This window comes from Bradyrhizobium sp. UFLA05-89 (assembly GCF_059803475.1).
Window position 1 is genome coordinate 143,567 of sequence record NZ_JBANBA010000006.1, and the last position, 11,570, is coordinate 155,136.

Below are 11,570 nucleotides of genomic sequence, written 5' to 3' on the forward strand. Positions count from 1 at the left end.
CGTCTCCATCGCAGGATGAGCCGGCAACAGTGTTCCCGCTCGTTCGGCGCGTATCGCCAAATGAGGCGGGATCATTTGTATTGGGTACTGTCCCCTCTCGCTCGCAGAGATAGAGTACGCCGGATCGCGAGGAGTGCAACCAAGGAATGCGCGCGAACGATGAGATGGAATGTCAGTTGCGCTGACTATTTCAGCGATCCCACCCCGCGCTCACAACAGGAACTTGAGCGCTGCTTCACAGCGCTCTTCGACCTTTAGCGTGAGGAGTTCATCCGCGCGGGTGCGTCCGAGATTGACGGCGGCAATCGGAATGTTCCTGCGCGCCGCCATCTGCACGAAGCGAAAGCCGGAATAGACCATCAGCGATGAGCCCACGATCAGCATGGCGTCGGCCTGCTCCAGATGTTCTTGCGCTGTTGCCACGACCTCGCGCGGCACGCTCTCGCCGAAGAACACGACGTCGGGCTTGAGGATGCCGCCGCAGGATCGGCAAGCCGGCACGCTGAACGATGAGAAATCCTCGTGCTCGAGATCGGCATCGCCATCGGGCGCATCCGCGGCATCGAGCGAGAGCCATGCGGCATTCGCGCGGCCGAGGGAGCGCTGGAATGCGTTGCGCGGCGTCTTCTCGCCACAGCCCATGCACCGCACGAGATCGAGCCGGCCGTGAAGATCGATCACCTGGCGATGGCCCGCCGACTGATGCAGCCGGTCGACATTCTGGGTCAGCAGCATCTCGCACTGCCCGTTCGCCTCGAGGCGAGCCAGCGCATGATGCGCGTCGTTCGGCATGGCTTGGCCGAAGCGCCGCCAGCCGATCAGGCTGCGTGCCCAGTATCGCTGCCGCGTGCCCTCTTCGCCCATGAAGGCCTGGTAGTTGACCGGTTGGGTTCGCTTCCAGTTGCCCTGCTTGTCGCGATAATCGGGAATGCCGGAATTGGTGCTGCAGCCTGCCCCGGTCAGAACGAAAAGACGCTGGTGCCGGCCGACGAAATCTTCGAGCGGACGTTTTGCCATGCCTGAGGATGTAGTCTGCTTCGATCGCCTTTGCCAGATGGAGCTGCGCATGACGATGCTGCGCTGCGGCCCCCGCGCCGACGAAATTGTGATTGTCGGCCCTGCCCCGGACGGCCCATGATGAAAGGGCGCCGACCTGCAATGCAATCCGGGGTACCCATGACACCCGTTGCGATTCCGCCCGCCGCCCATCGTCGTCATCAACCCTGGTACAAGATCCTCTACGTCCAGGTGCTGATCGCGATCGCGCTGGGAATCCTGGTCGGCTATTTCAATCCCGACCTCGGCAAGGAGTTGAAGCCGCTCGGTGACGGCTTCATCGCGCTGATCAAGATGATGATCGCGCCGGTGATCTTCTGCACCGTGGTGCATGGCATCTCCTCGATGGGCGACCTCAAGCGGGTCGGCCGGGTCGGGCTGAAGGCGCTGATCTATTTCGAGACCGTCTCCACCGTGGCGCTCGCGGTCGGCCTGCTCGTCGGCGAGGTGCTCCAGCCGGGGCACGGATTCAACATCGATCCCTCCACGATCGATCCGAAGTCAGTGGCGACCTACGTCACCAAGGCCAAGGAAGAGGGCATCGTCGCCCATCTGATGGCGATCATCCCGGACAGCTATGTCGGCGCGATCGCGCGCGGCGACATCCTCCAGGTGCTGCTGATCTCGATCCTGTCGGGGTTTTCCATCGCGTTCCTCGGCAAGGCCGGCGAGCCGATCGTCGACGCCATCGACAAGGCCGCAAAGATGTTCTTCGGCATCATCCGCATCGTCGTGCGCGTCGCCCCGATCGGCGCGTTCGGCGCGATGGCATTCACCGTGGGGGCCTATGGCCTCGGATCGCTGCTCAACCTCGTGGCGCTGATCGGTACGTTCTATCTCACCAGCATCCTGTTCGTGCTGATCGTGCTCGGCGCGATCGCGCGGGTCGCAGGCTTCTCGATCCTGCGTTTCATCGCCTACATCAAGGACGAGCTCTTGATCGTGCTCGGCACCTCGTCATCGGAAACGGTGCTGCCGCAGATGATCCAGAAGATGGAGCACCTCGGCGCTTCGCGCTCGGTGGTCGGACTCGTCATTCCGACCGGTTACAGCTTCAACCTCGACGGCACCAACATCTACATGACGCTGGCGACGCTGTTCCTGGCCCAGGCGACCAACACCAACCTCACGATCTGGCAGGAGCTCGGCATTTTGGGCATCGCCATGATCACATCCAAGGGCGCCTCGGGCGTGACCGGCGCCGGCTTCATCACGCTGGCGGCGACGCTCTCCATCGTGCCCGATATCCCTGTGCAGTCGATCGCGATCCTGGTCGGCATCGACAAATTCATGAGCGAGTGCCGCGCGCTGACCAATCTGATTGGCAACGGTGTCGCCTGCGTCGTGATCAGCATGTCCGAGGGCGAACTCGATCGCACCGCGCTGCACGAGACCATGGCCCATCCGCTGGAGATGGGCGAAGCGCTGGAGCCTGGTGGCGGGGCCTGAGACCCAGATCACGATGTGATTTCGGCGAGCCCGTAGATCGCAGCCGCGTTCTCGGCAGACACAAGACCGCTTTCAACGTCGTCCTTGACGGCCGCGCGTTCGCGCTCCCGAGGATCGCCGATGCCGGCACCGCCCGGCGTCAGCACGACGAGGCGATCCTCCGGCGGCACCTGCTGAAAGCCCTTGCCGCGCATCCTCTTGCCGGACTTCAATCCGACATAGCCCGCCTCGCCGTCACGGCCGCCATCGCGGCCGCGCGGCGGATGATCAATGCGGTCGAATGCCGCCAGAATGTCGAACGGCGCGTCAACGCCGCTGCCGACCTCGATGATCTGGCCGAGACCGCCACGGGTGCGGCCCGCGCCGCCGGAATCCGGGCGCAGCTCCTTGCGCCAGAAGATCAGCGGCGTCTGCGTCTCTGCAATCTCGACCGGCGTGCCGCGCACGCCGCTGGGATAGGCGGTCGCCGACAGCCCGTCCTTGGCGAAACGCGCGCCAGTGCCGCCATTGCTGGTCACCGCCATCGAGAACCCGTAATTTCCGCCAGCGCCGGAACGCGTCTGTCCGCGCACGTTGAGATTCCACAGGCATGAGGTGCCTTCGGCCGGCACGCGCTCCGGGATGATCTGGCGCAGGCAACCGAACACGACGTCGGGCAGCATCTGGCCGATCACGTGGCGCGAAGCCACCGGCGCAGGTTTTGGCGCATTGAGGATCGCGCCTGATGGCGCCGACACAGTCAGCGGCGAGAGCGATCCGGCATTGTTGGGGATCTCCGAGGCGACGACGCAGCCAAGGCCGAACACAGTGTAGGCGGTGGTGTAGGAGAGCGGCACGTTGATGCCGAACTTCGAGGCCGGCGAAGTGCCGGTGAAATCGACATGAATGCCGTTCTCCGAGATCGTCAGCATTGCCGATAGCGCCACCGGCGCATCATAGCCGTCGACGATCATGGTGTTGCGCCAGCTTCCCTTCGGCAGCTTTGCGATCTCGGCGAGCACGGCCTCGCGTGAGCGCTCGCAGATGTAGTCGCCAAGTTCATCGAGCGTGTCGATGCCGAACTCGGTCATCATCTCGACCAGGCGCTCGCAGCCGACATCGTTGCAGCCGGCGAGCGAATAGGTGTCGCCCTCAGTGTCGATCGGCAGCCGCGTGTTGGTGCGGATCATCGCCATCAGCGTCTCGTTGACGACGCCCTGGTCGATCAGCTTCAGCATGGGGATGTACAGCCCCTCCATGAAGACGTCGGTCGCGTCAGGCCCGAAGCCGATGCCTCCGATGTCCATCAGATGGCTGGTGCAGGAGAACAGCGCGACCAGCTTGCCGTTCTTGAAGCAGGGCGTGGTGACGACGAAGTCGTTGAGGTGGCCGGTGCCCATCCAGGGATCGTTGGTGATGTAGGCGTCGCCCTCCTTCATCGTCTCCAGCGGGAAATGCGCGATGAAGTGCTTGACCGATTCCGCCATCGAGTTGACGTGACCCGGCGTGCCCGTCACGGCCTGCGCCAGCATGCGGCCGCTAAGATCGAACACGCCGGCGGAGAGATCGCCGCATTCGCGCACGATCGGGCTGAAGGCGGTGCGCAGCAGCACCTGCGCCTGCTCCTCGACCACCGCGATCAATCGGTGCCACATGATCTGAAGATCAATCAGGCTTGTGCTTGCATTATCCATGATCACGCCGCCTTTCGTTCCATGACGATGCTGCCGGCACCGTCGATGTGGGCGTCAAAGCTCGTCGAGACGAATGTCGAGGTCTCGTCTTCCGCGATCACGGCAGGGCCGGCGATGGTCGCCCCTAGCTCCATGTCCTCGCGGCGGTACAAGGGAATTTCGACCAGGCGCCCCGCCCTTCCGTCGTAGAATTTGCGGCTCCCGGATGCTTTGCCGGCCGGCTTGCGCGCGACGCCATCGACGACTGGTGGATTGCGCGGCTCGGTGGTCGCAAGCACCGACCAGCTCAGCACCTCGATCGCAGCGCCCGGGATCGGGCGCTCGAACATCGCGGCATAATCCGCCTCGAAGGTTTTTCGCAAGCCGGCGAGATCGGCCGCGGTCAACGGCCGGTTCGGCAGCTCGACCGTGATCTCGTGGCCCTGGCCGACATAGCGCATGAAGGCGGCGCGGCGCTCGCGCACCGGCGCGCCGGCAGCGCCGGGCTCGACCAGCGCCCGCGCCTCGGTCGCCATCTCCTGCATGAGGCTCGAGACCGCCGCGATATCGAAATCGTCGAGCCGGACATGTCGGCTGCGCACCAGCTCATAGGCAATGGGTGCGGCCAGAAATCCGACGGCCGAGCCGACGCCGGCGTTGGACGGCACGATCACCCGGGAGACACCGATCTTCTCGGCAACGCGCGCCGCATGCAGCGGCGCGGCGCCGCCGAAGGCGATCAGCGTATGCTGGCCGACCACGGCGCCACGCTCGACCGCATGCACGCGCGCCGCGCTCGCCATGTTCTCGCAGACGACCTCGTGCACTGCGTAGGCGGCATTCTCCGCTGACAGGCCCAAGGCCTCGCCGACGTCGTGCAGCAACGCCTGTTTCGATAGCTCGGGATCGAGCTTGATCGTGCCGCCGGCAAAGGCGTCGGGATCGATCATGCCGAGCGCGACGTCCGCATCGGTCACCGCGGGACGCGTGCCGCCGCGGCCATAGCAGGCCGGGCCCGGCTCAGATGATGCGCTCTCGGGACCGACGGTGACGCGCTTCATGGCATCGATCCGCGCGATCGAGCCGCCGCCGGCGCCAATCTCGACCATCTCGATCACGGGAATGCGCACCGGCAGGCCCGAACCTTTCAAAAAGCGCGCGGCGCGATCGACCTCGAACACCCGCGAGGTCTCCGGCTGATACTTCTCGATCAGGCAGATTTTTGCCGTGGTGCCACCCATGTCGAAGGAGAGCACCCTGCTCTCGCCAAGTCGTGCCGCGATCTGCGCTGCGAAGATCGCGCCGCCCGCGGGACCGGATTCGACGAGACGCACCGGAAAGCGCCGCGCCGTCTCGATCGAGGTGACGCCGCCGCCGGAGGTCACGAGATAGATCGCGCCGCGAAACTGCTCGACCGCCAGCGCCTCGGCCATGCGCGCGAGGTAGCCGTCGATCAAAGGCTGCACATAGGCATTGGCGACCGCGGTCGAGGTGCGCTCATACTCGCGGATCTCGGGGCAGACCGCCGAAGACATCGTCACGGAGATGCCGGGCATTTCCTGCTCGAGAATCGCGGCCGTGCGCCGCTCATGCTCGGGATTGGCGTAGGAGTGCAGGAAGGCGATCGCGACGCTCTCGACCTTCAGCGCACGCAATTGCGGCACCAGCGCACGCACCGCAGCCTCATCCAGCGGCAGCCGCACCGCGCCATGCGCATCGACGCGTTCGGGAACGGTGAAGCGCAGCGAACGCGGCGCCAGCGGTTTCGGCTTGTCGATGGTGAGATCGTATTGATCATAGCGGCTCTCGGTGCCGATATCGAGCACGTCGCGAAAGCCGTCGGTCGCGATCAGCGCGGTCTTGGCGCCACGGCGCTCGATAATGGCATTGGTCGCCAGCGTCGTGCCGTGAATGAACACGTCGATATCGCTGATATGCGCATGCGCGTCGGTGAGAATGAGACGGATGCCGTCGAGCACCGCCTGCTCGGGACGCGTCGGCGTCGTCAGCACTTTTCGCGTCCTGCGATCCTGTCCCACATCCAGCACGATGTCGGTGAACGTTCCTCCGATATCGACGGCAAGCCGCACTTCGGCTCCCTCACGCATTCCAGATGTCTCCGTGCTGATCGACAGGCTCAAGTGTTGAGCAATTTGTATGCCATCGACTCGACCGATGGCAATGCGCTCTGCGATTTTGCCGGACACCTATGCGATAGCCAAGGATGCGCGCGGCTCAGCCGTTGAATGCCGCCTGCGCCTCCGGCAGATCCCAGATCTTCCCGATCGCGGCTGCGCCTTGCGCGGTGATCGCGGCCTCATTGCCATGAACGTAGCGGCCAGCATCGATGAGCACGCGACCGTCGATCACGACCTGGTCGATATTGGCGCGGTTGGCGAGCGCGACCAATGCGCGCCTGACATCGAAGAGCGGCTGCAAATGCGGGTGGGTGAGATCGACGACGGTGAGATCGGCGGTCGCGTCCGGCGCAATCCGGCCGAGATCGGGCCGCTTGATGATGTCGGCAGCGGTTGTCGTGATCGACTCGATCAGCTCGGGAGAATTCGCGACATCGGCGCGTTGCGACGACGTCTTGGAGATGAGCGAGGCGGCGTTGAGCTCGCCGAGCAGGTCCATGTTATAGCCGTCGGTGCCGACCACGGTGCGGACGCCATGGCTGGCGAAGCGGCTGAATGCCGCAGTCACGCCGGCGCGCGCGAACACGCGCGGGCAGTTCAGCACGGTCGCGCCGCGCGCGGCCATCAGCTTGAGGTCGTCATCGGTGCTGGCGATGCAGTGCGCGGCCAAAAGATCGGGCGCGAGCAGCCCCAACCAGTCCAGATATTCCGCCGGCGTGCGACCGCCATAGCGCTTGCCGATGGTCTCGACCTCGGCGCGGCTCTGGGCCAGGTGGGTCGTGATGGGAACACCAAGCTCGCGCGCCCTTGCAGCACAGGCTTTCAACAGATCGGGCCCGCAGGTGTCGGTCGCGTGCGGGCTCATCGCAAGGCCAATGCGCCCCTCGCCACGGCCGTTCCAGCGCTGATAGAGCGCGTCCCAGGTCGCCATATCAGCCGCCCCGTCGTCGCCGGCATAACGGACCACACCGTCGGGACCGGCCTTGGCGTCCGATGTCGAAAACAGGTAGGGCGCGCCGTAGAAACGGATGCCCATCTCCTCGGCGGCATCGAACATCTCCGGAATGGAGTTGCGGAACGGCTCCATCACGGTGGTGGCGCCGCCCTTCAGGAGCTGGAGAATGCCGAGCCGCGCGACGGCCAGACGCTCTTCCGGCGACAACAGGTCGGCGCCGCGCTTGGTTAGCGGCAGGAGCACGGTGTAGACGATGCTCTGATTGTTGCGACGGCCGTTGCCGTCCTCGGTGTGGCTGCGCGCCACCGCCTCACTGAAGCAGTGATTATGCAGGTTCAACAGGCCCGGCAGGATGAAACGACCGGGACGGTCATAGACCTGATCGGCGCTCGGCTTGTCGCGCGTGACCGTGGCGATCCTCTTGCCCTCGACCAGGACCCAATGATCGCGCAAGACATCTTGCGCGCCGTCCTTGCGTGCCAAGACATAGCTGCCGAAGATCGCGATCGTACTCATGCGGGGCGTACGTTCCAGAAGACGGCGGTGCCGTCGAGAATGCCGGTGATGTTCTTGCGGTAGGCGGTCGGCTGCTTGTACAGGCCGATCGGCAAATAAGGGATTTCCTCGAAGGCCAGCGCCTGGATCTGGCGGCAGATGCGCTGCTGCTCGGCGAGCTCAGAGGCAGCAAGCCACGCGCTGCGAAGAGCGCCCATCTTCTCGCTCTTGTACCAGCCGGCGACCTTGCCTTCGCCGCGCAAATTGGTATTCCCCGCCGGATTGAGCCAGTCGATGCCTTGCCAGTTGCCAACCGCAGCACTCCAGCCGCCCTGCGGAAGCGGCTCCTTCTTCAACTGCCGTTGCAGCACGACTGCGAAATCGAGCGCAGCGTATTCGACGTTCATGCCAGCCTTGCGCAACGTGTCGGCGGCGATCTCACCGAGGGGACGCTGCGCGAGCGAATTGGTTGGCACAAGCAGCACGATCTTCTCGCCATTGTAGCCGGCGGCCTTCAGCTCCGCCTTGACCTTGGCGTAGTCGCGCGGACCGCGGAAGACGTCGAGCCCGACCTCGCTCGCCATCGGCGTGCCAGGAGCAAAGAAGCCGATCGGCGACACCTGATAGGCCGGATCGATACCCGCAACCGCCGTCATGAACGACGACTGGTCGATCGCGCCCAGCAATGCGCGGCGAACCGCGGGATTGTCGAACGGCGGCTGGAGATGATTGAGCCGCAGCATGCAGGTGTAGCCACGCGGATCAAGCACGCGCGTTTCGATGTCGCCCGCCGCCTTGATCACCGGCAACAGATCGTGCGGCGTCGTTTCCTGCCAATCCTGCTCGCCGGTCTGGAGCGCCGCGACGCCGGTGCCGGCGTCCGGCGTCGTGGTCCAGACCACGCGGTCGTAGTGCACGATCTTGGGGCCGGCGGTCCAATCCGGCTTGCCGTCGCTGCGCGGCTGGTAGCGGTCGAACCGGGCATAGGCGTTGCGCGCGCCCTGTACGCGCTCGTCGGCGAGATAGCGGAACGGCCCACTGCCGATCACCTCCGTCAACGGCTTGAACGGATCCTGGCTCGCCAGACGCTCCGGCATCATGAAGCAGGCGTTGATCGCGGCCTTGCCGAGCGCTTGCGGCAATAGCGGAAACGGATGCTTGAAACGGAAGCAGATGGTACGGTCGTCGGCAGCCGACAGCTCCTCGGTCGCCTCCATCAGCTCGCCGCCAAAGCCGTCACGCGCCGCCCACCGGCGGATGCTCGCGACGCAATCGCGCGCCAGCACGCGCTCGCCATCGTGCCAGAGCAGGCCGTCGCGCAAAGTCAGGTCCCACTGGAGCCCGTCATTGGAGATGACATGACCCGACAGCATCTGCGGCGAGACCTGGAGCGAGGCGCTCATGCCGTAGAGCGTGTCGTAGACCATGAAGCCGTGGTTGCGCGACACCTGCGCGGTCGAATAGATCGGGTCGACGAAGGCGAGATCGATCACCGGGATGAAGCGCAGCGTGGTCTGCTCCTCGGCGCGCAAGATCCCCGGCAGCGACAGTGCCGGCGCTGCGGCTGCGGCCTTGAGCAGGGAGCGGCGAGAGATCGGCATCGAACAAGACTCCTATGACGCAAAGCGCGCGAGACGGCCGATCGGCGCACCCTGCACCTCATCGTCGCGCATGACGGCGTGGCCGCGCACGATGGTGGCAACGGGCCAGCCCGTGATCTTCTTGCCCGCGAACGGTGTCCAGCCACAGGGAGAGACGATCCAGGAATCCTCGATGGTGCGCTTCGCCTTCATGTCGACCAGCGTGAAATCGGCGTCGTAACCTGCAGCCAGCCGTCCCTTCCCGACGAGGCCGTAGACCCGCGCAGGCCCGGCGGCCATCAGATCGACCATCCGCGACAGCGAGAGCCGGCCGGCATTGACGTGATCGAGCATGACTGGAACGAGTGTCTGCACACCGGTCAGTCCCGCCGGGCAATCCGGCCAGGGCAATTCCTTGGCGGCGCGCGAATGCGGCGCGTGATCGCTGCCGATGGTGTCGGCGATGCCGTCGCGCACGGCGGCCCAACTCGCCTCTCGATGCCGCTCGCCGCGGATCGGCGGGTTCATCACGCCAAATCCCTTCAGCGTATCGTAGCATTCCGGCGCCACCTGCGTCAGATGGTTGACCAGCACCTCCACGGTCGCGACATCGCGATAGTCGCGCAAATAGTTCAGCTCCTCCGCCGTGGAGACATGGAGGATGTGCGCCGGACGACCGGTCTTGCGCGCCAGCGCCATCAGGCGGCGGGTGCCGAGGAAGGCGCATTCCTCGTCGCGCCACTCCATGTGCGAGCGATGCGGCATGCCGCGCGAAAACATCGGCTTGCGCGCCTGGAGGCGATACTCGTCCTCGCTGTGATAGGCGATGCGGCGACGCCCTGCTCGCATCAACTTTTCCAGATGCTCGTCGTCCTCGACCAGCAGCGACGCCGTGGACGAGCCGGCGAACACCTTGATGGCGCATACGCCGGTCTCGCTTTCGAGATGCGCGAGCTCGCCGATATTGGTCTTGGCGCCGGCGATGTAGAGGCCGATGTCGCAATAACTCTGCGCTTCCGCGTAACCGCGTTTCCAGTCGAGCCGCTCCTGATCTACGATCGGCGGATTGGTGTTGGGCATGTCGAACAGCGTGGCGATGCCGCCGAGCACGGCGGCACGCGTGCCGGTGCCGAGCGTTTCCACCGTCGCGTCGCCAGGATCGCGCAGATGGACGTGGCTGTCGATCAGGCCGGGCAGGACGTGAAGGCCGCTGGCGTCGATGGCCTGATCGGCCGTGTCGGCCGGAGTCGCGGATAGCGTCGCAATGCGCCCGCCGGAGATGCCGACGTGGGCTGCGTCCTCGCCCCAGGGCGTGACGCAGGTGCCGTTCCGGATCAGGAGATCAAAATGCATCGTTCGCCCTTCATGCTTTCAACAACACCGCGCCGATCGCCGCAGCGACCGCCTGCTGCGCCGGCTCGACCACGGGAACGCCGATCGCGTCCTCGATCGCGGCGCGATGCGAGGCCATGCCTGCGCAACCCATCACGACGACATCGGCGCGGACTTGCGTGACAAGCGCGCGGCCCGCCTCGATCAGGCGTCCACGGATATCGGCGCTCGCCGTTTCCGCCGCGCTCGCGCCGACCGACCAGCTTCCGGCATAGCGACCGTCCACCCCCATCTGCCGCACCATGCGCTGCTGGCGGCGAATGCTTTGCGGCGATAGCGCGATGATGCCAAAGCGCTCGCCGAGCGTCAGCGCGCGCAAGATGCCCCATTCGGCAATGCCCATCACCGGGCGGCCGCCGGCCGCCTCGCGCACCGCGTGCAGGCCGGGATCGCTGAAGCAGGCAAGCACGAAGGCATCGGCATCCTCGCGCGCGACGCGATTGACGAGCGGCATCACGACACTGTCGGCGTCGCGCTGCGAGGTGATGCTGGGCGGGCCTTCGGGCAAGCCCACCACCACGATCTCGGGCCCGCCGGGAATCCGCAGTGGCGCGACGGCTTCGTCGATCGCCGCCGTGACCGCCGCGGACGAGTTCGGGTTGATCGTGAGGATGCGACGGCGGGTCATGCTTGGCTCAACGCTTGGCAGCCTCATGGCGCTGGAAGTTGGCGGCGATGGCCTCGCCGGTCGTGATCCAGAGGTCCGGACAGGATTTTGCGTAGGTCAAAAATTCGCGCAACAGACGAAGTCGCATGGGACGTCCGCTGCATTGCGGATGCAGCACGGTGGTGACCATCGCGCCCCAGTCGCGGATCTCGTCGAGCTCGTCCTTCCAGATCGAGAGCACGTGCT

General features: G+C 65.3%; 8 protein-coding genes and 1 pseudogene. 1 reads left to right on the plus strand and 8 read right to left on the minus strand.

All coding sequences use genetic code 11. The annotated features are described in order from the left end of the window. Nucleotides 1–210: 210 nt before the first annotated feature. Entirely contained in the window at nucleotides 211–1,068 is an 858-nt protein-coding gene (locus tag SO139_RS05605) for an NAD-dependent protein deacetylase (protein WP_498539761.1), read from the minus strand. Between the two features lie 108 nt (nucleotides 1,069–1,176). On the opposite strand from SO139_RS05605, the gene SO139_RS05610 reads away from it, so the two are divergent. Next, nucleotides 1,177–2,505, plus strand: a complete 1,329-nt coding sequence (locus SO139_RS05610) for a dicarboxylate/amino acid:cation symporter (protein WP_498539762.1) — start codon at nucleotides 1,177–1,179, stop codon at nucleotides 2,503–2,505. 8 nt (nucleotides 2,506–2,513) lie between these two features. Here SO139_RS05610 and SO139_RS05615 read toward each other — a convergent pair whose 3' ends face one another. The 7 genes and pseudogenes from SO139_RS05615 to SO139_RS05645 form a co-directional block, all read right to left on the minus strand. After that, nucleotides 2,514–4,178, minus strand: a complete 1,665-nt coding sequence (locus tag SO139_RS05615; protein WP_498539763.1) for a hydantoinase B/oxoprolinase family protein — start codon at nucleotides 4,176–4,178, stop codon at nucleotides 2,514–2,516. Nucleotides 4,179–4,180: 2 nt separating this feature from the next. Next, entirely contained in the window at nucleotides 4,181–6,265 is a 2,085-nt protein-coding gene (locus SO139_RS05620; RefSeq protein WP_498539764.1) for a hydantoinase/oxoprolinase family protein, read from the minus strand. A 127-nt stretch (nucleotides 6,266–6,392) separates the two neighbouring features. Then, entirely contained in the window at nucleotides 6,393–7,766 is a 1,374-nt protein-coding gene (locus SO139_RS05625; RefSeq protein WP_498539765.1) for an amidohydrolase family protein, read from the minus strand. Beyond that, complete coding sequence (locus SO139_RS05630; protein ID WP_498539766.1) at nucleotides 7,763–9,346, minus strand: ABC transporter substrate-binding protein; 1,584 nt, start codon at nucleotides 9,344–9,346, stop codon at nucleotides 7,763–7,765. The genes SO139_RS05625 and SO139_RS05630 overlap by 4 nt, the downstream gene beginning before the upstream one ends. A gap of 12 nt (nucleotides 9,347–9,358) precedes the next feature. Beyond that, on the minus strand, nucleotides 9,359–10,678 hold the full coding sequence (locus SO139_RS05635) for a dihydroorotase (RefSeq protein ID WP_498539767.1): 1,320 nt from the start codon (nucleotides 10,676–10,678) through the stop codon (nucleotides 9,359–9,361). 10 nt (nucleotides 10,679–10,688) lie between these two features. After that, the gene (locus SO139_RS05640; RefSeq protein WP_498539768.1) at nucleotides 10,689–11,345 is read right to left on the minus strand and encodes an aspartate/glutamate racemase family protein; all 657 of its coding nucleotides are present in this window, start codon (nucleotides 11,343–11,345) and stop codon (nucleotides 10,689–10,691) included. A gap of 7 nt (nucleotides 11,346–11,352) precedes the next feature. After that, nucleotides 11,353–11,570 (minus strand): annotated as a pseudogene (locus SO139_RS05645) (polysaccharide deacetylase family protein); the annotation flags it as partial.

Bases quoted from the DNA above. Each gene is read 5' to 3' on its own strand.
- SO139_RS05625 (WP_498539765.1), bottom strand. From the start codon at position 7,766: ATGAGTACGATCGCGATCTTCGGCAGCTATGTCTTGGCACGCAAGGAC.
- SO139_RS05630 (WP_498539766.1), bottom strand. From the start codon at position 9,346: ATGCCGATCTCTCGCCGCTCCCTGCTCAAGGCCGCAGCCGCAGCGCCG.
- SO139_RS05615 (WP_498539763.1), bottom strand. From the start codon at position 4,178: ATGGATAATGCAAGCACAAGCCTGATTGATCTTCAGATCATGTGGCAC.
- SO139_RS05605 (WP_498539761.1), bottom strand. From the start codon at position 1,068: ATGCGCAGCTCCATCTGGCAAAGGCGATCGAAGCAGACTACATCCTCA.
- SO139_RS05620 (WP_498539764.1), bottom strand. From the start codon at position 6,265: ATGCGTGAGGGAGCCGAAGTGCGGCTTGCCGTCGATATCGGAGGAACG.
- SO139_RS05635 (WP_498539767.1), bottom strand. From the start codon at position 10,678: ATGCATTTTGATCTCCTGATCCGGAACGGCACCTGCGTCACGCCCTGG.
- SO139_RS05610 (WP_498539762.1), top strand. From the start codon at position 1,177: ATGACACCCGTTGCGATTCCGCCCGCCGCCCATCGTCGTCATCAACCC.
- SO139_RS05640 (WP_498539768.1), bottom strand. From the start codon at position 11,345: ATGACCCGCCGTCGCATCCTCACGATCAACCCGAACTCGTCCGCGGCG.